Below are 22,153 nucleotides of genomic sequence, written 5' to 3'. Positions count from 1 at the left end.
CGAGCACGCAAACGTGCAGGCCACCCAGGCGACGAACATGGCGCGCGCGCCATCCCCCGGATTCACATTGCTGGAGTTGATGATCGCCGTGGCGATCATCGCGGTGCTGGCTGCGCTCGCCGCGCCGTCGTTGTCGGACTTCTTCGACCGCAATCGCGTGCGCGCGGCCGCCGACGACGTGGCCAGCCTCATCAGTCAGGCGCGGGCGGAGGCGGTGAAGAACGACTTGCCGGTCCTGGTTTCGACCACCGGCAGTGGCACCAACTGGTGCGTGGGCGCGAACGCGGCAGACCCGCCGACGCCGGGCGAGAAGGCCAGCACCGATGCGAACACCTGCGATTGCACTGTCGGCACCGAGTGCATGGTCGCGGGCATTCGCCGCGTGGTGGCGTCGTCCGATTATCGCGACGTCGCCATCAGCGCGGCTGCCGCTGACTTCCAGTTCGACAATACGTTGGGCGCCATGGTCGCCGACTCGGGCGGCACCCGGACCCTGGGCAACCAGACCATGACCCTGACTTCCCCGACCGGGAAGTACACCGTCCGCGTCGAAGTGCCGGCGCTGGGTCAGGCGCGGGCTTGCACGCCGCAGGCGAGCCCGGTGTTGTCGGGGATGTTGCAATGTCGAGACTGATCTCCCGTCGTCGCGCAGGTGGGTTCACGCTCATCGAGCTGATGGTGGCGCTCGTGCTTTCGCTCGTGGTGATGGCGGCGGTGACCACGCTCGTGGTCGCGGTGATCCGGTCGAACCGGGAAACGCTGCAATCCACGCGCCTGAACCAGGAATTGCGCGCGACGCTCAACCTGGTCGCGAACGACCTGCGCCGCGCGCGATCGGTGGGAGATCCGATCGGCCTGGCGCAAGGCGCCAATACCTTCCGCAACATCCTCACGCCGGGAAGCGCGTGCGCGATCTATGCCTACGACGACGCGATCCAGGGGCCATGGCACCTGCTTGCGGTGAACAACGGCCGACTCTGGATCCGGGGCGACAGCACCGCCCTGACGGATTGCTCGTTGGGTAACGCGCCGACGCAGCTGAGCTCCGACCAGGTCGAAATCACGGCGATCCGCTTCGACCGCGTTCCTTCCACCGCGCCCGATGACTTCGTCCGCCAGATCGACGTGACCATCACCGGTCGCCTCGTCGATACCAATCCCTCGGCCACGCCCGTCGAACGGACCATGCGCCAGACCGTCTTCGTGCGCTCGGTCGGCAGCGGCATTTGAACACCACGGAGGCCGCCATGCGTGCCCACTGTCTTTCGCGTTCGCGCCAGTCGGGCACCGTGCTGCTCATCGCGCTCGTGCTGTTGTTGCTCGCGGGCCTGTTGACGATTTTCGCGCTGCGCGTGGGCGTGTTCGAACAGCACAGCACCGGCAACGACGTGCGCTCGAAGGTCGCAGGCGAAGTGGCCGAGGCGGGCCTGGCGCAGGGCTTCGAATTCCTGATCCGGCAACATCCGGACATGCTCACCAACGCCGGGCTCTGGGAGAAATGCGACGCGGCCGACACGACCTTCCCCTGCGGCGCGGTCCCCGACAACCGGTTCGACGTCAACGGCACCGAGTTCTCCCGCCGCGGCTCGATGTACCGACTGAAAGCCGACACCACCAACACCATCGGCAACATCGACAGCGCGTTGTCGCAATACATGTTGCGCATGCCGACGTCCTCGAAGATCGCGTCGATGGCGAACGGGCAGGGCGTCGCTTATGGCGTGGCACCGGTCGTGTGCTTCGCGCAACAGCCCGCGACCGAGACATCCCCGATTCCCTGCGGCGGCGTCGGCGCCACCAGCGTGGCGATCGCCACCTTCGTCAGCGTCGCGCGCTTGCCCGGCGAAAACACCAACAGCACGCTCGTCCAGACCGTCGGCCAGTATCCGAAGCTCGGCGACGAGATCGTGCGCACGCCGCCGATCATGGCCTCCGGCGCAGTCGACGTGACCGGCAACCTGCAGGTCGTCACCAACCCGAACGCAGGCGGCACCGGCGTTCCAGTCTCGGTGTGGAGCCGCCTGGACATCGACAAGCACGGCACGCCCAACACCTGCTATGCCGATGAATTCTTCCGCTACACACAGGGAAGCCACACGCCGTCGATCTACCAGCACACGATCCGCTGCGACGACTGCAAGTGCGACGCCAGCGGCGCACCGGCCACGCTGAGCTACGACGCCAGCGGCAACGACCGGTGTTCGGGCGGCACCTTCACCGATTGCGAGGGCATCGACATCCTCGACGTCGACACCGGCACCAATTCCAACACGGCCTATGCCGCCGCGGGCCAGGTCGGCGCGAACTACAACGTGCGGTCCGATTCGCTGTCCTATCCCACCTGCGAATTCCCGCCCGACATGTTCCGTTACGTGTTCGGCGTGAAAGCCTGGGTCGACAACAACCTGGACTGCTTCGCCGAAACCAAGGCGGCCTCGGTGCTGTACCAGAACCCCGACAACGGCGTGATCGCGACCGTGCCGCCGGACGAGGCGTATCTGTACAAGATCGCCGACAAGGTGATCCCGACGCTCGCGCACCAGAACCTGGTGCGCACGCTGCAGGCGGGGACGAGCGCGTTGCTGTCGGCGACGTCGAGCAAGGGCATCATCTGGTGCCAGACCGATTGCGACATCTCCGGCGAAGTCGGCACGCCGGATGCGCCGGTGTTCCTGATCCTCGACGGGCCGGTGACGATCCACGGGATCGTCTGGGGGTTCGTCTTCGTCCGGGATACCGGTTCGCCGCTCCGCCCCGCGACCGGCAGCAGCCTGTCCGGTTCCTGCCCCAGCAATTGCATGGTGCAGATGAACGCGAACTCCGCGATCTACGGCGCCCTCGTCGTGCAGGGCCAGATGAAGGTCAACGGCACCGCGGCGGTGATCTACGACGGCAATGTCATCCAGGGCATCGTCGAACAAGCGGGCATGGTGTACGCGACCCTCCCGGGCGCGTGGACCGACCGCGAGTCGTACTGAGGAGAACGCACCATGATCCTCCATCGCCGCAGCGGCGGGTTCAGCCTCCTCGAAGTGCTGGTCGCCATCGTCGTGCTCACTGTCGGACTGCTCGCGCTGGCGGCATTGCAGGGCAGCCTGACGCGTTCGTCGGCCGATGCGAAGGTGCGTGCACGTGTTGCGGCGATGTTGTCGGCGCGCATGGATGCGTTGCGCAGCGGGAGTTACGGCAGCCTCGCGCCCGAAGGGACGCAGGCGGCCGTCGTCAGCCAGGACGGCGTGCCCGCCAGCGATTGCGATACGGCGTCGCCCGACAACACCGATTGGCTCGACTGCGCGCGCGTGGAATCCGGCCTGGGCCGCCTGGACACGCAGCAAACGGTCACGACGTGGTACGGCTCGGGATCCTTCGCCACGCCCGCGCCCGCGCCGAACGCACAGGACCCCAGGGTCGCGCAGTTCAAGCGCGTCGCTTTGAATGCATGGTGGACCGACGCCGGCAACGTGCGCCACGACATGCAGTTGGTCTCCGACGTCAGTTCGATGACGCTGACCAGCAACGTCGTCATTCCGCCCGATCCGCTGGACGCCGTCGGCGTCGGCGGGCCGATCGTGCGGACCACGAGCCCCGCGACGAACGGCGTCATCCCGATCGCGCTCAACGATCAATCCAACAGCGCCACGAGCAACCCGAGCCCGGAACTGGTCGGTTCCAGGAACAACCAGATCGTGGTCGGCACGCGCTACACGGTGCTGAACTATTCGCCGCCGGGCTTCGGCGACGGCGTCACGATCCAGAAGCGCTTCGACCAGGAAGTGGTCAAGTGCAGCTGCAAGTACGGCGCGGGCGGCAACAATCTTCCGGCGATCTACCGCACGGCCCTGTGGCCGGCGGTGTGGACAGGCGAGGGCTACGCGGTGACGCAGCCGGCCGGCAATCCCGCAGCGCCGGGACAGTCGAAGGCTTCGGGCATGAAGTCGGGCGTGACGCAAAGCGACCTGTGCCAGGAATGCTGCCGCGACCACCACGACACGGGCAACAGCACGCAAGTGCGCTTCGATCCGGAGCGCAACGACAACTCCGTCTCCAAGTACGACCTCAACAATTCGAACGTGCTGGTCGCCGTCAACAACACCAACAACGGCACGTATGTCGATTCGTGCCGACTGGTGCGCGTGGATGGCTTCTGGCGGACCGCCTCGGACCTGTATGCGCGGCAGTTCGGCCTGCTCGAAACGCAGCCGGCCGGTAGCGTCGCGGCCAAGAGCGGCTTGCCGACGAACGCCGCGGTGACGCGCTACACCAACTTCGTGAAGAGCTTCCTGTCCGGGTACAACGCGAGCTCGTCGTCGGCGCCCTCGGATGCGCAGGCCACGTTCAACAACGACCTGCTCTTCAACGCGCCGACGGTGAACATCGCCACGGCCTCCAACACCGACTATCGCTACCTGCACGGGCGCGGCCTGTACGTCGACTATCTCGAACAGGATGCGCGCGACCGGCTCGGCAAGGCGTTGCAGGACACCGCCGCCGACGGGGAGTGCCCGAGCGGCACGCCGGCCGAAGAATGCGTGATGCCCTTCCTGCCCTTCACGACGGTCAACCTGACCGAGATCGCGAAGTGGACCGCCAGCAATGCCGCGGTGATCACCGTCAACAGCGGGAATCTGTTGGCGAGCAATCCGTTGCAGCCTTCCGGCAGCCGCACCATCGGCAAGACCGCCGGCACGGCGAACAACACGGGTGAGATGCGGCGCTCGAGCTCGGGCGTGGCGATCAATGCCTCGCTGCCGAATCTGGGCGGCGTGGATCCCAACGACAACAGCGAAGTGTGGTCCGACGCGCAGGCCTTCCAGGTCGGCGGGAGCACGGGCGGTACCTTCGATGTGCGCGTGACCGGGGGTGGCGGCAATCCCTTCGTCTTCGCGACGGTGTCCACGGACGTCAACAAGGAATGCCTGAAGCCGGCGGGGACAGACCATCACTGCGTGTTGTCGGCGGGCAATGCCTTGCCGCAGGCGGGCGCGATCCTGTTCTCGAATTACTGGCTCGAGACGACGACCAACCGCAGCATCACCGGCGTGTGCGGCGGCCGCACGGTCACCGACACGATCGCGGTGCCCACCTTCCGCAACTATGTGTTGTCGACGGCGACCCTGGGCGGCATCAACGGGATCATCGGCGCGCCCACCAACGACAACAAGACGAGCGAGACGACGAGCGTGAGTTTCACCGCGATCGCACAGGGTGGCCTGGTGATGATCGGATTCACCGAGCAGGCCGGCAGCCCCACCTACGCGACGATCGCAACGTGCTCGACCAACGGCGGCGGCAACAAGATCCTCAATCCGACTTGGAACAAGCCGTGGCTGCAGTGATCGGGCGTCAGTAGATCGGCGTGATCGTCATCTGCGGCAAGGGCCGGGGCGCGCCTTGCGTCAGGTCGGGTTGCATGTCGCCCCAGGTTTCGCCCTGGTGCACGAGCTGGTGCAGCAACCGCGCCGACTCGTTGCGCTGGAAATAGTCGGTGAACGCATACGACGGCGGTTCGCTGTCGGGCGATTCGGGCAGCGCGTACGCGGCGGCGTAATCGGGGACGCGCAGTGCGGGGTCGTGCGTGCGCGCGACCTGGCGCGTATAGCGCTGCAGGCCGGAGGCGAGGTTGCGCCAGCGGATCCAGTAGTGGTTCTCGAAGGAGAACGTGTTGAAGCGTTCGCCGGCCGCGGTGCCCTTGGCCGCGATGCGTTCGAGCACGGCCTGCGGCATGTCGAGGTTCAGGCCGCCTTCGTCGCCCTGCAGCGCGATGTGCACGATGCGGTCGCGTTGTCCTGGTGCGCGCGCGAGGAGCAGGTCGCGCCAGTTCTGCATGGTCGCCACGATGCCGAAGCCGAACCCCGCGACGTCGCCCGCGGCGTTGCCGTCGCCGAGCCGCTGATACGTGCGTTGCCAACCTTGCGCGTTGCGTTCGGGCAGGAAGACCGCATCGGTGCGCGTGTCGTCGACGCCGGGGTAGACCAGGTCGATCGCGAAGGTCGGCCACAAGGGCAACGCGGCATCGAACAGATGGATCGGGAAATTGCTGCTGATGCCGCCATCGGAGAACCACACCGGGCGCATCGCGGCGATATGCGACGCCGTGTGCGCGCCGCCGATGGCGAGCTGGTCGGTGGTGTCGGCCTGCGATTGCGCGGGCGTGGCTTGCGCGCGCTCGACTTCGGGTTCGGCCGCGGCATGACGCGCCGGCTCATGCAGCGGTACGGCGCTCACGAGGAAGGGAAAACTCAGGCTCATGCGCGTTGCGACGAGCACGGGAAGTTGGTCGTCGGCCGGGAGCGGGTAATACGTCTTGCCTTCGACCTGTTCCGGCGTGCCGCCATTGGCGACCATCCAGTCGACGACGTCCTTCGGGAACAGGCGATCGAACTCTTCGCGCAGGAACCAGAAGCGCACGTCGCGGAAGGGCAGCGTGCGTGGTTCGCGATGCGAGATGCTGGTGGTGATCATGCGCAGCACGATGGCGTCGGGCGTCGTCGGTTCGCCCGTGAAACGCGGCGCGTTGCACAGGTCGGCGAAGGTGAGGGGCGCATTGCGGGCTTGACCGGAGAGGCGTTGCAGGACCGCATGCAGCCATTCGATGAGCGCCGGCTGCGCGTTCGCGGACATGCCGTTGCACAGGCCGAACAGATTCCCGCGCATCACGCGCGCCACGCGCAAGGCCGCGGAAATCGCCGCGGCCGCGTACGCGCAGAACAAGGACGGCAGCACCATCGCGAGCACGCCGCCTGAGTGCGCGAGCCAATACCCAAGCGCAAGCAACAATCCAAACACGAGCGCGAATTCCAACGGTGCCGTCGCCAGGACCGCGCCGACGACCGCGGCGATCTTCTTCCAGCGCGGCGCCGTGCCCGTCGCGCATACCAGCGCGCGATACGCATTGCGCGCGCCCCACGCAGGTTGGAACAGGCGCGCGATGAAGCCTTGCGTCGTCAATTGCGCGGCCACGTCCGCCAGGCCGTCGAAGCCCATGCCCTGCGCATCGGCGCCGGCCGCGCCATCGGCCTTGCGCCGATCGCCGCAGGCCGCCGCGGCGGTGACCGCTGCCGCGATGGCGCCGGCCGACGTCCCGCCGACACTCTTGAAGCGGAACTCCCGGGCCAGGGCCAGGACCGCATTGGGATACACGATGCCGCTCGTGATCCCGCCCTTCATCACCAGGTCGCAGTACTTCATCGCGTGCTCCATGCCGGTGCGATGGGACGACCTTGGCCCTTGCGGCGCGCCGATGCAACGGGTCATGCTCCCACGCCATGCATATCCTGATCTGCGGCGGAGCGGGTTATATCGGCAGCCACATGGCCCGCTGGCTCGCCCTGCGCGACCATCGCGTCACCGTGCTGGACAATCTCTCCACCGGGCATCGGGAAGCGGTGCAGTGGGGCGAGTTGGTTGAAGCCGACGTCCTGCAACCGGCATCGCTCGCGCGTGCGTTCGAAGGCCGGACCTTCGATGCGGTGATGCATTTCTGCGCGCGTTCGCTCGTCGGCGAATCGGTCGCCGATCCCTACGCCTATTACGCGGCGAACGTGACCGGCACGCTGAACCTGCTGGAGGCGATGCGCCATCATGGCGTGCAGCGGCTCGTGTTCTCCTCGACCGCGGCGGTGTTCGGCCATCCCACCGGCGATCGCATCGACGAAGCGCATCCGACGCAGCCGATCAATCCCTACGGCGCCAGCAAGTTGATGGTCGAACGCATCCTGGCCGACGCGGCCGGCGCCTACGGCCTGCGTTCGGTCGCGCTGCGTTACTTCAACGCGGCCGGTGCGAGCCCGGAGGCGACGATCGGCGAATCGCATTCGCCCGAAACGCACCTGATCCCCAACGTGCTGCGCGCCGCGCTCGGCAGCGGTCCGGCGCTCAAGGTCTTCGGCGAGGACTACGCGACGCCCGATGGCACCTGTGTCCGCGATTACGTGCACGTCGACGATCTGGCCGAGGCGCACCTGCGCGCGCTCGCCTTCCTCGACGCGCATCCCGGCGCGCATGCCTTCAACCTCGGCAACGGCCGTGGCTTCTCGGTGCGCGAAGTGATCGCCGCGGCCGAAGCCGTGAGCGGCCGCACGATCCCGTTCTCGATCGAGCCCCGCCGCCCCGGCGACCCCGCGGTGCTGGTCGCCGCGAGCGACAAGGCGCGCGCGGCGCTGGGCTGGGTGCCGACCTACGACCGCCTCGAGCCCATCCTCGAAACGGCGCTGCGCTGGCACCGCGACCCGCGCTTCTGAGCGCGTGAAGGCGCCATGACGGCGCCTTCTTCACAATCCCGGCCTTCCCGACCTGCGACGGCGCCGGAGCGCACGTGCTCGACTTCGAAGCCCTCTTTCGCCACTCGCCCAACCCCTACATGGTGGTGGACCGAGAGTTGCGCTATGTCGCGGTCAACGAGGCCTACGCGACGCTCCTGAGCACCACGACGCAGGCGCTGCTCGGGCGGCGTGTCTTCGATGCCTTCCCGGGCGAGGTCGACGATGCGGGCCATTCGGAAAGCGATGCGGTGCGGCGTTCGATGCTGCGCGTGTTCGAAACCGGGCGTCCCGACATGCTGGCGCTGGTGCCGTACACCATCGAGCGCGAAGCGCCGGACGGCCGGCACGTGGAAGAGCGCTACTGGAGCGCGACGCATACGCCGGTGTTCGACGACAGCGGCCGCGTGCAGGCGGTGTTGCAGCACACGACCGATGTCACCGACGTCGAACGCAACCGGGTCGAACTCGAGGCGGTGCGCCAACGCCAGGGCGCCACGCCCGAACAGATGTGGCAGGGCGTGGTCTCGCGCGCACGCGCGGTGCAGGATGCGAACAGCGCCCTGGCTGCGCAGGGCCGCCACCTGATGTCGTTGTTCGCGCAGGCGCCGGGCTTCATGGCGGTGCTGTCCGGCCCGGAGTACGTGTTCGAAATCGCGAATCCCGCGTACGAGGAACTCATCGGCCGCAGCGATCTCATCGGTCGCAAGCTGCGCGATGTCCTGCCGGAGATCATCGACCAGGGTTACTTCAACCTCCTGGACCAGGTACGGGATACCAAACGGCGTTTCGTCGGCCGCGGCATGGAGGTGCGCCTGGCCTCCAGCGCCGGCGAGCTGCATCCGCGCTACGTGGATTTCGTCTACCAGCCCATCGTGGGCGAAGACGGGCAGACCGCCGCCGTCTTCGTGCAGGGCCACGACGTCACCGACCGCGAGTCGGCGCTCGACGCGCTGCGCGAAAGCGAACAACGCTTCCGCACCATCGCCGAGATGATCCCGCAGATGGTGTGGTCCACGTTGCCCGACGGCTATCACGACTACTACAACCGCCAGTGGTACGACTACACCGGCGTGCCGGAAGGCTCGACCGACGGCGAGGCGTGGAACGGGATGTTCCATCCCGAAGACCAGCCGCGCGCATGGGAACGCTGGCGCCACAGCCTTGCGACGGGCGAGCCCTACGAAATCGAATATCGCCTGCGCCATCGCAGCGGCGAATATCGCTGGACGCTGGGCCGCGCGCTGCCGATCCGCGATGCCACCGGCGCGATCGTGCGCTGGATGGGGACCTGCACCGAGATCCACGAACAGAAGCTCGTGCAGGAAGCCCTGGAGCGCAGCGAGTATTCCCTGCGCGACGCCGACCAGCGCAAGGACCGCTTCCTCGCGACGCTGGCGCATGAACTGCGCAACCCGCTCGCGCCGATCGCCACCGCGGCCTCGTTGCTGCGCCTGTCGCCCGACGACCCGGACCGCGTGCTCGCCGCCAGCGACATCATCCATCGCCAGGTGGAACACATGACGCACCTGGTCAACGACCTGCTCGACGTCTCGCGCGTCACGCAAGGGCAGGCGGTGCTCGACGTGCGCGAGATGGACCTGGCGCAAGCGGTGCGCGAGGCGCTGGAGCAGGTCGCGCCCTTGATCGAACGCAAGCGCCACGCCGTGCGCGTGTCGCTGCCGGAAGGGCCGGTGCGCGTGATGGGCGATGCGGCGCGCATGCGGCAGGTGTTCGCCAACCTGCTCGTCAACGCCGCGAAGTACACGCCCGACGGCGGCCACATCGACGTGCGCGTCCATGTCGCCGACCACCTGGCGTGCATCGACGTGGAGGACGACGGCGTGGGCATGGACGCGGCGCTGCTCCCGCGCGTGTTCAACCTCTTCGTGCAGGCCGAGCCGACGCCGGACCGCAACGAAGGCGGCCTCGGCATCGGTTTGTCGCTGGTGCGCAGCCTCGTGCAACAGCACGGCGGCACGATCAAGGCCACGAGCCCGGGCCTGGGCAAGGGCGCGCGGTTCCGCGTGTGCCTGCCGGTGGATCTCCCCGTCGCGCCGAGGCTCGCCGCGGTCTGATCAGTTGGGCAGCACGTTCGAGATCTGCGTCAAGCCGATCATCCACTGATCGCTGAGTGCGGCATCGTCGGTGAAGGTCGCGAGCGAACGATCGGGATGGCGGCTCGGCCATTCGGTGGGGTCGGGCGAAAACACCAGCCAAGACCTGCTGCCGACCGAAATGCGCGGGCGGCCCGCATAGTTGGCGAGACCACCGAAGGGACCGACCGGCACCATCGCGCTGAAATCCCACGCGCCCTGGCCATTGGTGATCAACGCATCGGCCGTCAGGAAACCGCAGAAGGTCTTGAGCGGCGAATCCGTCCACAGGTGCAACGAAGCTTGCGGCGCCTGGCCATTCGCGGAACGGATCAGGCACATTCCGTTGACCTGGCTGCGGATGACGTGCGCGGTCTTGCCCGACAGCGACGTGACCGGGTAAATCGACCAAAGCGCCTGCGCGTTGCCGGAGGCCCCGCAGCCTGCCGCATCGGGGTTCCAGACATAGAGCGAGGGGATGGTGGACGTCCCGTTGCTGCCGACGATCATGCATCCGTCCCACCACGAGGTGCCGGGCGCCATCTTCTTGTCCGCGTCGACGAGGTAAGTGCCGGGCGTGACCGCGACCTGCGCGATCGCGTTCGTACCGAACGATGCGATGCCGACCAGCGCGGCGACGACGAGGCGGCGGAATGTCTTGCGGGCCATTGCGAATCTCCGATGGAAGGCGGAGTCCGCAGCTTGGATTCGGTGTCCGCGCGTCGCTAGGTGATGTGCGCCGCGGCCTGGAGCGGAAGAAGCGCGCGCGAGCGAGGAATTCCCTTGGACGCTCAGTCGATCCGGTACACGCGCGCGCCGGGCGTGTCGTCGTCGATGCGGAAGAACCAGCGGCCCGCGGCCCCAGGCACGATCTTTACTTCCGGGTTCTCGAGCGGCTTGTGCAAGGTGTAATGCCCTTTGAGCACTTTCCATCGCTGCCCGTTGGCGAATGTGAACTCGGTGCCCGGTTCCCACCCGGCCAGGGTGCCGACGACGCGCGTGAGGATCACGCCTTCGTCGTAACCGAACAGCGACTTGCGTTGCTCGCCGCCTTCGGCGGGAACCGTGGCGACGGGTGCAGGCGCTGCGGCGGCGGCATCGTGCGCGTCGTCGCGCAGCAATTGGTTGAGCAGTGCCAGTTGTTCTGGCGTCAGCCGATCCAGGCCCGTCGCGTGCAACTGCGCGGCGGTGAAGCGCTTTTCGAGATCGACCCAGGGCGTTGCAGCCCAAGCGACGCAAGCGGCGAGCAGCAACAACATCGGCAACCAACGGCGATGGGTGATCATGCGATTTCCTCCGCGGTGCGCGGTGTCGGCGCCGGACTGGGTGCGCCGTAAACAGTGAGCACGCGCTGCATCAAGGCCTCATGGCTCCACGCGCGCGCATCGCGCGGGCCGGCGGCGGAGAGCAAGGTGCGCAGCACCGGATCGCGCAGCACGCGCGTGACTTGCTCGGCGAAGCCCTCGACATTCTCCGGCGCGACCAACGCCGACGCAGCACCGCGCAGCACCGTGGCCGTCCCCATCACCGCGGTGGAAACGATCGGCACCCCGAGCGCCATCGCTTCGATCAGCACCAGGCCTTGCGTTTCGGTGGGCGAAGCGAACACGAAGGCATCCGCGCCGCGATAACAATCCAGCAGCGTCGTCCGGCGATCCAGGTTCCCCAGGAACAGGACGTTGCCCTCGAGCCCGCGTTCGCGGACCAGCCGACGCAGGCGTGGCGCATCGGGGCCTTCGCCGGCGATCACGAAACGCAGGGTGGGAAATTCGGGCAGCAGATGCTGCACGACGTCGACCAGGAAGGCGATGTTCTTCTCGACGGCGAGGCGGCTCACGGTAGCGAGCACCGGTTGCACGTCCTTCAACCCATGTCGTGCGCGGAAGGTCGCGCGATCTCCGCCGGCGAATTCGGCCAGGTCGATGCCGGTCGGCAACACGGTCGCCGGCGTCTCGATGCCATAGCGGCGCAACACGTCGGCCATCTCGTCGGTGGGAACGATGAGCCGGTCGACCTCGCCGCACAATTTGCGCGACAGGCGGCGCGCGAGCAAGCGCGTCAGCGGCGCCGGGCACCACGGCAGATAGTGCGCGACATATTCCTCGAAGTAGGTGTGGTAGGTCTCCACGACCGGCGCACTGCACGCGCGCCCGACGCGCACGCCCAAGGCATGCGCGCGAAACGGCGTGTGCACGTGCACCACGTCCCATCGGCGGTGCGCAAGGCGTTCGAATGCAGCGCGCAACGCCCGGCCTTTCATCAGGCGATCCTCGGGATCGAAGAAGATCGTGCGCGCGGGCAACCGGATCACTTCGAATGCGGGCCCGAACTCCGCATCGCGCATCTGCTGTTCCTCGCGATGCGCGTTGCCATAATCGGGCGCGACGAGCACGACGCGATGGCCCAGTGCGACCAGCGCCTTGGCGAAGGTGCGGATCGACGTCGACACGCCGTTGATCCGCGGGAAGTACACGTCCGACAATATCAGGATGTCCATGCCGGCCACGGTATGGCAGGCCTGTGACACTTTTGCGACCGGCTCAGGCCGCGAGGCGCCGCGCGGAGGGCAGGGTGGGCGAGAGGGCCGGCCGGGGCGCGATCCGCGCAAGCGTGGCATGCGTGTGCGAGAGCAGGCGCAGCGTGCCGTCGTGGTCTTCCACGAGCGCCGTCAACGATTCGACCCAATCGCCGTCGTTGGCATAGACCAGGCCGCGCCGCACCTCGAGCGAGGCACGATGGATGTGACCGCACACGATGCCGTCGAGGCCGCGGCGGCGCGCTTCGGCCAGGCCGGCCGCGCGATAACGCCCGATGTAATGCTCGGCCGCATCGCTGCGGCGCTTGAGGAATTCCGACAGCGACCAGTAGCGCATGCCGAGCCGACGGCGCGCGCGATTGAGCCACTGGTTGCCGGTGAGGATCCGGTAATACAGCCAATCACCGAAGCGTTCCTGCAGATTGCCGAACTGCGTCTGCGCGTCGAATTCGTCGCCGTGGACGACGAGCAACCGCCGCCCGTCGGCAGTCACATGCACCGCGCGCCGCCGCACGCGCATCGCCGGCAAGGCCAGGCCGCAGAAGCGGCGCATCGGACGGTCGTGGTTGCCGGGGATGTAGACGATGTCGGTGCCCGCACGGCGCAGTGCATGCAGGGCTTCGATCACGCGCTGGTGCGAGGCCTGCCAGTGCGCACGTCGATGCGAAAGCCACCACAGGTCGACGATGTCGCCGACCAGGTAGAGCCGCTCGCATTGCAGTGCTTCGAGGAAGGCCGCGAGCTCCGCCGCGTGGCAGTGCCTGGAGCCCAGGTGCATGTCGGAGAGGAAGGCGGTCCGCCGCGGCGTTGGCGGCAAGGGCACGGCGACGGACGATGCGGGCGTGCGCATGCGGACTCCGGTCGTGGTTCGACTGCGCGCAGCCTGCTGCCGCTCGAAGACACGCAGGTGACATCGTTGCGTCGGACGCATGACACCGGCGCTGTCATCGAATCAAAACATCCGCGCACTAGCCTCCTGCGGCTCAGGGGGAATGCCATGCGATTGTCCAAGACCGACAAGGCTCGCGATGCGCTGGGCGCGGGGAAGTCCGGCGCGTTGGAACTGCGCGACCGACAGATCCTGATCCTCGCCGACGGCAAGCGGACGCGCGCGGAGTTGATCGCGATGCTGGGGGGCGAGCGCGTCGCGTCGATCGACCGCCTCGTGCGCGACGGGTTCCTCGCCACTGCGGACAACGCGCCCGTCGTCGTTTCGATGGCGCCTGCACCTCCGGTCGCATCGGCAACGCCGATTGCGCCGGCGGCGCCGCCTGCGAAGCGCCGCTCGCTGGCCGCCGCGAAGATGTACCTCATCGACATGCTGCAACTGCAACGCTCGCCCACTGCGGCGGAACTACGTCTGTCGATCCAGTCCACCAGCGATCCGGAACTGTTGCTCGAACGCCTGCTGGAAGCGCTCGCCCACCTGGTGGCTTCGACACCGCCCAGTTACGGCGAACGCGTCTCCGCACGCTTCTCCGAAGTCGTTCCGGAAGATGCCCTGCCGCGATTGCCCACGCTCGCCGCGTGAGCCGTCGCGCGCTGCGCGTCGATCGCGTGCAGGATGTCCAGCGCGGCGGGTGTCCACACGCGCCAGTTGTGGCCGCCATCGCGCACGAACACCTGTTGCGCGTTCAATGCAGGCACGAACAGCGGCATCGCCTTGCGCAGCCGATCCGAATCGCCGTAAGCCAGCCAGATGCGTTGGCTGCGTGCCGGATCGTCGGCGAGTTGCTTGATGTAACGCCACACATCGCGCTGCCAACTTTGGGCGGTGAATCCCTGCGGCGCGCCCCCGTTCCAACGCCGAATGCCACCGGCGGTATCGATCTCGAGCAGCAAGTCGAAGTCGCCGAGATAGGGCGCCAACAAGATCATGCCGTCGAGCTCGCCCGGGAACTGCGCGTCGTACATCAGCGTGCCCATGCCGCCCATCGAAGCGCCCGCCATCCACACTTCGCGATAGCCACGCGCGCGCAGCGGTTCGATCACTTCGGTGCGCAAGCGCTTCGGCGCATCGCCTTCGCGATAGAAGTCGAGCGTGAGCTCGGCGAACACGACATCCGCATCGGGCCACGCCTGGTGGATGGCGTCGGCGACGCCGCTCTCGTGCAGTGCCTGCAGGTTGTCGCCGCGACCCGGCAGGACGATGACGAGACGATCGGCCTTGCCGCTCGTTGCGGGAATCGTTGCCGTCGGAATCGGTTGCGACGGATCTCCCTTCGCCACGCACGCGGACAACAGTGCAGCGACGAGCACGGCCTGCAGCAGACGCAACATGGCGGTCATCCTTGCCGTGCGAGAGAGCGCGACGCTCGCACGGCGCGCCACAGTGCGACGTGAAAGCCCGCATTGTGTTTTGTGCAAGCGGCCGATGTTCAGCGCGCAGTTGAAGTAATACGTTCGATTGCGCCCTGAATGCGCGGATGTATCACATGTTTCTCATGCAACCATTTGCAGACTGTACGTGCCGGAGAAACACACGCCGGAGCATTGGTAACCAGACGGAGAAGAATCACGATGGCCAACAATCAGAACGATCGTACGCAGCAGAACCCGGGCAGCCCGCAGGACAAGAGCCAGCAGGCCGGTCAACAGGGCATGGGCAAGGATTCGGGCGCACAGCGCCAGGCCAACCCGAAAGACGCCGACCGCGACATGCAGGGCGGCTCCGGCAAGTCCGGCACCCAGAGCACCACCGACCAGGCGCGCAGCGACCAGAACAAGAAGAGCTGACGCATTCGGCAACGCAATGAACAGCCTTTGATCAGGGCTGACGACGGGAAGGCCGCAAGGTCTTCCCGTTGTCGTATGTGCGTTCACTCGGGCACGAGTACTTCGAGTACTTCCCGCCCATAACGCTCCAACTTCGCGACCCCGACGCCCTGGACTCGTGCCAATGCGTCGAGATCCCCGGGCTCCGACAACGCAATCTGCCGCAACGTCGCGTCATGGAAGATGACGTACGCCGGGACCCCTTGTTCCCGCGCCACGCTGCTGCGCCAGGCGCGCAAGGCTTCGAAACGTTGCGCCGCATCGTCCGGCAGGTCCGCGACGACCTCCACATTCTTCGATTCGCGCCGCTTCGGCGCTTTCTCGGTTTCCGCGCGCAAGGTCAGCGTCGTTTCGCCTTTCAACAGCCCCGCGCTCGCCGAGGTCAGGCGCAGTGCGCCGTGGCCTTCGACGTCCACCGCGAGCCAGCCGCCGGCGACGAGTTGCCGGAACACGCTACGCCACTGCTTCGCATCCAGTTCGGTGCCGACGCCGTAGGTGCTCACGTTCTCGTGCCCGAACTGGAACACCTTCTGCGTCTGTGCACCGCGCAGGACGTCGATGACGTGCGCGGCGCCGAAACGCTGTCCGGTGCGATACACGCACGACAAGGCCTTTTGCGCGGCGACGGTGCCGTCCCAGCTGCGCGGCGGTGCGATGCAGTTGTCGCAGTTGCCGCATTCGCCCGCATGCGGTTCGCCGAAGTACGCCAGTAGCGTCTGCCGGCGGCACGCGGTGGATTCGCAATAGCCGATCAGCGCGTCAAGCTTGCGGCGCTCCAGGCGCTTGCGCTCTTCGCCGGATTCGGACTCCTCGATCATCCGCTGCAACAACACCGCATCGCCCAGGCCGTAGGCCATCCAGGCATCGGCCGGATCGCCGTCGCGGCCGGCGCGGCCGGTTTCCTGGTAATAGCCTTCGAGCGATTTGGGCAAGTCCAGGTGCGCGACGTAACGCACATCGGGTTTGTCGATGCCCATGCCGAAGGCGATCGTCGCGCACATGACGATGCCGTCTTCGCGCAGGAAGCGCCGCTGGTGCGCCGCGCGTTTCTCCGCATCGAGCCCGGCGTGATAGGGCAGTGCGGAAAATCCCTGTGCGACGAGGAATTCCGCGGTCTGCTCGACCTTCTTGCGCGAGAGGCAGTACACGATGCCCGACTCGCGCCGCCGCGCGCCGAGGAAGTCGACGAGCTGCCGCAGGCTGTCCTGTTTGGCGACGACCGTGTAACGGATGTTGGGCCGATCGAAGGAGCTGACGAACTGGCGCGCGTCCTCCAGCTTCAAACGCTCGACGATCTCGCGGCGCGTGGGGGCGTCGGCGGTGGCGGTCAGCGCGATGCGCGGCACGTCCGGCCAGCGTGCGTGCAGCAGCGTGAGTTGCCGGTACTCCGGCCGGAAATCGTGGCCCCATTGGGAAACGCAATGCGCCTCGTCGATCGCGAACAGCGCGATATGCGCGCGTTCCATCAACGACAGGAACCGCGGCGTCAGCAGGCGCTCGGGCGCGACGTAGAGCAGATCGAGCTCGCCGTCTGCGAACGCGCGCTCGACCGACAGCGCTTGACCGGCATCGAGCGAGGAGTTGAGGAAGGCGGCCTTTACCCCCAACTGCCGGAGGGCTTCCACCTGGTCCTGCATCAGCGCGATCAGCGGCGAGACCACGATCGCCGTGCCCTGCCGCAGCAGGGCAGGCAACTGGTAGCACAGCGACTTGCCGCCGCCGGTGGGCATGAGGACCAGCGCGTCGCCGCCGTCGGCCACATGCCCGACGATCTCGCCCTGCACGCCGCGGAAGGCGTCGTAACCGAAAACGTGGCGGAGGGTGTCGAGGGCGCGCTGCATCGTTCAAGGGTAGCAGCGGCGTCAAGTACGATGGCGCCGAGTTGTCGGCAAAAGCGGGAATGGGGAATGGGGAATGGCGGTTCCTCCATTCCCTATTCCCCTATTCCCTATTCCCCGCTTCTTTTACTGCAGCAACGCGCGCAGCATCCACGCATTCTTCTCATGCACCTTCAGGCGCTGCGTGAGCATGTCGACGGTCGGGTCGTCGCCGGCCTTGTCGGCGATCTCCAGCGATTTGCGGTGCGCGCGCGCGACCGCTTCGTTGCCCACCACCAGCTGTCGCACCATTTCCCGCCAGTCGGTGTGTTCGACCTTCGTGCCCGGTTTGATGCTGGTCAGGCGCTGGAAATCATCATAGGAGGCCGGCACGTTGTAGCCCAGGGCGCGGATGCGTTCGGCGATCTCGTCGAAGGCCATCCACTGCTCGTTGTATTGGGTCTCGAACATCGTGTGCAGGCTGTTGAACATCTCGCCCGTGATGTTGAAATGGAAATTGTGGGTCTTCAGGTACAGCGTGAAGGCGTCTGCCAGCGACACCATCAGGGATTCGGAGATCTTCTTGCGGTCCTCGGTGCTGATCCCGATGTCGATGTCGGGGGCGTTGCCGCCGACCTGCGGGTCTTCTTTGAGGCTCTTGGCGGGGGTGGCCATGCGCTTGGTGCTCCTTTGCGTCGGGTTGCGATCACAATAGTGGGGCGGGTGAAAGGTCTTGGAGTGTATGGATACCGGTGCAAAGGGCGCGTCATCGCAGGGCAGGCGGGCGATCGACGGCGGGTTGTCGAAGGATCGCGGCCGCCTGCTGGGGCTGTGGAACCGCTGGAACGCCAAGCCCGGCGATGCGGCCGCGCGCGACGCGTTCGCCACCGCGCTGGCCCGCTCGGTGGAAGCGCGCGAGCTCCGCGCCGCCCGGTTGCCGCAGGCGGCCGTGGACGACACGCTCCCCATCGCCGCCGAAGCCGATCGCATCGTCGAACTGATCCGTCGCCATCCGGTGGTCGTGATCGCCGGCGAAACCGGCTCGGGCAAGACCACGCAGTTGCCGAAGTTGTGCCTGGCCGCCGGTCGCGGCGCCGCGGGGATGATCGGCTGCACGCAGCCGCGCCGCATCGCCGCGCGCGCGGTGGCGCGTCGCGTCGCCGAGGAGCTGAAGGTGCCGATGGGCGGCGCGGTCGGCTACCAGGTGCGCTTCACCGACAACGTCTCCGAGCAGACCGCGGTCAAGTTCATGACCGACGGCATCCTGCTCGCCGAAATCCAGTCCGATCGGTGGCTGTCGGCCTACGACACGATCATCGTCGACGAAGCGCACGAACGCAGCCTCAACATCGATTTCCTGTTGGGCTACCTCAAGCAGCTGCTCGAACGCCGCAAGGACCTGAAGATCATCGTCACCTCGGCGACGATCGACACCGAGCGGTTCTCCGCGCATTTCAACGACGCGCCGGTAGTCAGCGTCGAGGGCCGCGGGTATCCGGTCGACGTGCGCTGGCGGCCGATCGAAGGCGAGGGCGGGGACGCGGGCGATCGCACCGTGCTCGACGGCATCGTCGGTGCGTGCGACGAGATCGCGCGCGATCACCCGATGGGCGACACGCTGATCTTCCTGCCGGGCGAGCGCGAAATCCGCGATGCGCACCTCGCGCTGGAGCGGCGCAAATATCGCCATACGGAAATCCTTCCGCTCTACGCGCGGCTGTCGGCGAAGGACCAGGATCGCGTGTTCAATCCCGGGCCGAAGCGTCGCATCGTGCTCGCGACCAACGTCGCCGAGACCTCGTTGACGGTGCCGCGCATCCACGCGGTCGTCGACCCGGGCCTTGCGCGCGTCAAGCGCTACAGCCCGCGGCAGAAACTCGATCGCCTGCACATCGAACCGATCAGCCAGGCCAGCGCCGACCAGCGCAAGGGCCGCTGCGGACGCATCGCGCCCGGCACGTGTTATCGCCTTTACGCGGAAGCGGATTTCGAATCGCGCCCGCGCTTCACCGATCCGGAGATCCGTCGCGCGGCGTTGGCAGGCGTGATCCTGCGCATGTTGTCGCTCGGCCTGGGGCGCATCGAAGACTTCCCGTTCCTCGAACCGCCCGAGCCGCGCGCAGTCGCCGACGGCTGGCAGCAATTGCAGGAACTGGGCGCGATCGAGGAAGGCGACAAGGGCTTGCGCAAGCTCACGCCCATCGGCCGCACGATGGCGCGCCTGCCCGTCGACGTGAAGCTCGCGCGCATGCTCATCGCCGCCAACGAACGCGGTTGTCTGCGCGAGATGTTGGCGATCGCTGCCTTCCTCGGCATCCAGGATCCGCGCGAACGTCCGGTCGACCAACGCGGCGCGGCCGACACTGCGCATGCGGAATTCGCCGACGCCAAATCCGAGTTCGTCGGCATCGTCAAATTGTGGGATGCCTATCGGCAGGCGCACGAAGACCTCACGCAATCGAAACTGCGCCAGTGGGCGGAGAAGCATTTCCTCGGCTTCCTGCGCCTGCGCGAGTGGCGCGAACTGCATCGCCAGTTGAAGTTGCTGTGCGATGAACTGGGGTGGCAACAGAACGACGCCGACGCGCCGTACGCGGATCTGCATCGCGCCCTGTTGACGGGCTTGCCGACGCAGGTCGGCAACCGCGGCGACCGCAACATCTACGACGGCCCGCGCGGGCGCAAATTCCAACTGTTCCCGGGCTCGCCCCTGGCGAAGAAACCGCCGCCGTGGGTGTTGTCGGCGACGCTGCTCGATACCGAGCGCGTGTGGTCGCTGACCAACGGCACGATTGAACCGGAATGGGCGATCGAGGCTTTGCCGCATCTGCTCGCGCGCCGCCAGCACGATCCGCGTTGGGCGCGCTCGCAGGGGCGCGTGGTCGGCAGCGAACAGATTTCCCTGTTCGGCCTGGTACTCGCGCCCAAGCGGCCGATCCATTACGGCGCGTTGTTCCCCGAAGAGTCGCGGCAGATTTTCGCGCGCGATGCGCTGATGACGGGCGAAATCAACACGCGCGCCGCGTTCCTGCCGCGCAACCTGGCGATGCTCGCGAAGGCGAAGGAAGAAGAAGCCAAGCAACGGCGCACCGGCCTGGTCGTCGATGAAGAGTGGCAGGCGCAGTGGTATCTGGATCGCCTGCCGCCGCACGTGCACAACGCGCAGGCGCTGGATGCCTGGTATGCGCGTCTGTCGAAGGAGCAGAAGGCCTCGCTGGAGTGGTCGCTATCCGACCTGATGGTCGGCGACGAAAGCGATGCGACGCGGTTTCCCCCGTATTTCCCGATCGGCGACGCGCGCCTGGCGGTGCGTTACCGCTTCGAACCCGGCGCGCCCGATGACGGCATGACGGTCGTGGTGCCGCTGCATTTGCTCAATGCGCTCGATGCCGCGCGACTGTCCTGGCTCGCGCCGGGCTTCGTCGCCGACAAGGCGAGCGCGCTGATCAAGTCCTTGCCGAAGGCCTTGCGGCGCAACTTCGTGCCGGCGCCGGATTTCGCGCGCGCCTTCGCCGAAGCGTTCCCGCAACCGACGGGCGATGCGATCGAAGGCGAGCTGGCGCGCTTCCTGCACAAGCTCACGGGCGTGGCGATATCGGCGACGGAATTCGATCCGACCTCGATCGATTCGCACCTGCATGCGAACCTGCGCCTGCTCGATGTCGTGAAGCAGGGCAGGGACGCGCCGGTCCTCGCCGAATCCCGCGACCTGGCCGACTTGCGCACCCGCTTCGGCGCCCGTGCGCAGGCCGCCTTCGCCGCGCGCGCCGCGGAAGGGCTGGCGCAACAGGGCCTCGTGCATTTCCCCGAACAGCCGATTCCGCCTTCGGTTCCCGGCGCCGGTGGCGTTCCTGCGTATCCGGCACTGGAAGATCGCGGCGAATCGGTCGCGCTCACCGTGCATGCGAGCCGCGCCGAAGCCGATCGCCGCCATCCGCAGGGCGTGCGCCGCCTGCTGCGCCTGGAACTTGCGGACAAATTGAAGCAGGCGCGCAAGCAACTGCCGATCCAGCCGAAACTCGCGCTGTTGTACGCGGCCATCGAATCGGCCGCCCCGCGCGATCTGTCCGGCAACGATTCCGATCGCCTGCGCGCCGATCTCATCGAAGGCGCCTTCGATGCGCTCGCGGCCGATGATCTGGAGCACGTGCGCGACACCGCCGCTTTCGATGCGCGTCGCGAGGCGATCGCCAAGGGGCTGTTCCCCGAAGCGACCGCGCGCCTGCGCCAAGCCGAAACGATCCTCGGCCTCGTCGCCGACGTCCGCGCGGGCCTGGACAGCAAGCTGGTGGGCTGGGCGAGCGGCAACCTGGACGACATGCGGCGCCAGTTGGCCGCGCTGGTGCCGCCGGGATTCCTGCGCGACGTGCCGGCCGCCGCGCTCGCCGACTACCCGCGCTACCTGCGCGCGCTGGTCCTGCGCAGCGAGCGGGCCCTCCGCGATCCCGCCCGCGACCAGGCGCGCATGCTCGAACTCAAGCCCTTCGCCGATGCGCTGGCCGGCGCCGGCGCCGATGCGGCGCTGGATCCGGAGTGGCAGGCCTTGCGCTGGGACCTGGAGGAATTGCGGGTGTCGCTGTTCGCGCAGGAACTCGGCGCGCGCGCGGGGGTCTCGCCCAAGCGGCTCGCGGCGCGGCTGGCGCGTCTTCGCGGTGACTGAACGGCGCTCCC

The 22,153-nt window shown here is 67.2% G+C and carries 17 protein-coding genes; 9 read left to right on the top strand and 8 right to left on the bottom strand.

Going from position 1 to position 22,153, the window contains the following annotated elements; all coding sequences use genetic code 11:
• Window positions 1–13 precede the first annotated feature (13 nt).
• Genes AB4059_RS06205 through AB4059_RS06190 form a run of 4 tightly spaced genes read left to right on the top strand, consistent with a single transcriptional unit; the run spans window position 14 to window position 5,336 of the window.
• Window positions 14–634 carry a pilus assembly FimT family protein gene (locus AB4059_RS06205; RefSeq protein ID WP_498977542.1) on the top strand — a complete coding sequence of 207 codons (621 nt, stop codon included), beginning with the start codon at window positions 14–16 and terminating at the stop codon, window positions 632–634.
• Complete coding sequence (locus AB4059_RS06200) at window positions 622–1,230, top strand: PulJ/GspJ family protein (RefSeq protein WP_498977540.1); 609 nt, start codon at window positions 622–624, stop codon at window positions 1,228–1,230. Before AB4059_RS06205 ends, AB4059_RS06200 begins: the two co-directional genes overlap by 13 nt.
• A gap of 17 nt (window positions 1,231–1,247) precedes the next feature.
• Window positions 1,248–2,978, top strand: a complete 1,731-nt coding sequence (locus AB4059_RS06195; RefSeq protein ID WP_498977538.1) for a hypothetical protein — start codon at window positions 1,248–1,250, stop codon at window positions 2,976–2,978.
• Between the two features lie 12 nt (window positions 2,979–2,990).
• A complete protein-coding gene (locus AB4059_RS06190; RefSeq protein WP_498977536.1) occupies window positions 2,991–5,336 on the top strand; it encodes a type IV pilus modification PilV family protein in 2,346 nt (781 codons plus the stop codon).
• 7 nt (window positions 5,337–5,343) lie between these two features.
• Here the strand turns inward: AB4059_RS06190 and AB4059_RS06185 are convergent, their stop codons facing one another.
• Window positions 5,344–7,188: an RpoH suppressor gene (locus AB4059_RS06185; protein WP_498977534.1), complete on the bottom strand. Its 1,845-nt coding sequence runs from the start codon at window positions 7,186–7,188 to the stop codon at window positions 5,344–5,346.
• A 77-nt stretch (window positions 7,189–7,265) separates the two neighbouring features.
• Here AB4059_RS06185 and galE point away from each other — a divergent pair, with 77 nt between their 5' ends.
• Together galE and AB4059_RS06175 are read left to right on the top strand one after the other, a co-directional pair.
• On the top strand, window positions 7,266–8,240 hold the full coding sequence (gene galE, locus AB4059_RS06180; RefSeq protein ID WP_498977532.1) for a UDP-glucose 4-epimerase GalE: 975 nt from the start codon (window positions 7,266–7,268) through the stop codon (window positions 8,238–8,240).
• Window positions 8,241–8,314: 74 nt separating this feature from the next.
• Window positions 8,315–10,336, top strand: coding sequence for a PAS domain-containing sensor histidine kinase (locus AB4059_RS06175; RefSeq protein WP_498977530.1), 2,022 nt, complete (start codon window positions 8,315–8,317; stop codon window positions 10,334–10,336).
• On the opposite strand, the gene AB4059_RS06170 is transcribed toward AB4059_RS06175, so the two are convergent.
• From AB4059_RS06170 to AB4059_RS06155, 4 genes are all read right to left on the bottom strand, one after another.
• On the bottom strand, window positions 10,337–11,023 hold the full coding sequence (locus tag AB4059_RS06170) for a hypothetical protein (RefSeq protein WP_498977528.1): 687 nt from the start codon (window positions 11,021–11,023) through the stop codon (window positions 10,337–10,339). It abuts the gene before it with no gap.
• Window positions 11,024–11,145: 122 nt separating this feature from the next.
• Window positions 11,146–11,640: a hypothetical protein gene (locus tag AB4059_RS06165; RefSeq protein ID WP_498977526.1), complete on the bottom strand. Its 495-nt coding sequence runs from the start codon at window positions 11,638–11,640 to the stop codon at window positions 11,146–11,148.
• Entirely contained in the window at window positions 11,637–12,851 is a 1,215-nt protein-coding gene (locus AB4059_RS06160; RefSeq protein ID WP_498977524.1) for a glycosyltransferase, read from the bottom strand. Before AB4059_RS06160 ends, AB4059_RS06165 begins: the two co-directional genes overlap by 4 nt.
• A 43-nt stretch (window positions 12,852–12,894) precedes the next feature.
• Window positions 12,895–13,740: a UDP-2,3-diacylglucosamine diphosphatase gene (locus AB4059_RS06155; protein WP_498977522.1), complete on the bottom strand. Its 846-nt coding sequence runs from the start codon at window positions 13,738–13,740 to the stop codon at window positions 12,895–12,897.
• A gap of 147 nt (window positions 13,741–13,887) precedes the next feature.
• Here AB4059_RS06155 and AB4059_RS06150 point away from each other — a divergent pair, with 147 nt between their 5' ends.
• A complete protein-coding gene (locus AB4059_RS06150; protein ID WP_498977520.1) occupies window positions 13,888–14,421 on the top strand; it encodes a hypothetical protein in 534 nt (177 codons plus the stop codon).
• On the opposite strand, the gene AB4059_RS06145 is transcribed toward AB4059_RS06150, so the two are convergent.
• Window positions 14,340–15,170, bottom strand: coding sequence for an alpha/beta hydrolase-fold protein (locus AB4059_RS06145; protein ID WP_498977518.1), 831 nt, complete (start codon window positions 15,168–15,170; stop codon window positions 14,340–14,342). The two genes, AB4059_RS06150 and AB4059_RS06145, sit on opposite strands and share 82 nt — an antisense overlap.
• Window positions 15,171–15,410: 240 nt before the next feature.
• On the opposite strand from AB4059_RS06145, the gene AB4059_RS06140 reads away from it, so the two are divergent.
• Window positions 15,411–15,626 carry a hypothetical protein gene (locus AB4059_RS06140; RefSeq protein ID WP_498977516.1) on the top strand — a complete coding sequence of 72 codons (216 nt, stop codon included), beginning with the start codon at window positions 15,411–15,413 and terminating at the stop codon, window positions 15,624–15,626.
• 83 nt (window positions 15,627–15,709) lie between these two features.
• Here AB4059_RS06140 and recQ read toward each other — a convergent pair whose 3' ends face one another.
• Both recQ and AB4059_RS06130 read right to left on the bottom strand, forming a co-directional pair.
• Window positions 15,710–17,506: a DNA helicase RecQ gene (recQ, locus tag AB4059_RS06135; RefSeq protein ID WP_498977514.1), complete on the bottom strand. Its 1,797-nt coding sequence runs from the start codon at window positions 17,504–17,506 to the stop codon at window positions 15,710–15,712.
• Between the two features lie 123 nt (window positions 17,507–17,629).
• Entirely contained in the window at window positions 17,630–18,157 is a 528-nt protein-coding gene (locus tag AB4059_RS06130; RefSeq protein WP_498977512.1) for a Dps family protein, read from the bottom strand.
• A 58-nt stretch (window positions 18,158–18,215) separates the two neighbouring features.
• Here AB4059_RS06130 and hrpA point away from each other — a divergent pair, with 58 nt between their 5' ends.
• Entirely contained in the window at window positions 18,216–22,142 is a 3,927-nt protein-coding gene (hrpA, locus tag AB4059_RS06125; RefSeq protein WP_498977510.1) for an ATP-dependent RNA helicase HrpA, read from the top strand.
• The last annotated feature ends 11 nt before the right edge of the window (window positions 22,143–22,153 follow it).

Origin of the sequence: Lysobacter sp. 2RAF19 (assembly GCF_052115395.1) — a bacterium.
In the GTDB taxonomy this organism is placed as follows: Bacteria; Pseudomonadota; Gammaproteobacteria; order Xanthomonadales; family Xanthomonadaceae; genus Noviluteimonas.
This window is presented reverse-complemented; position numbering and strand designations above follow the sequence as displayed.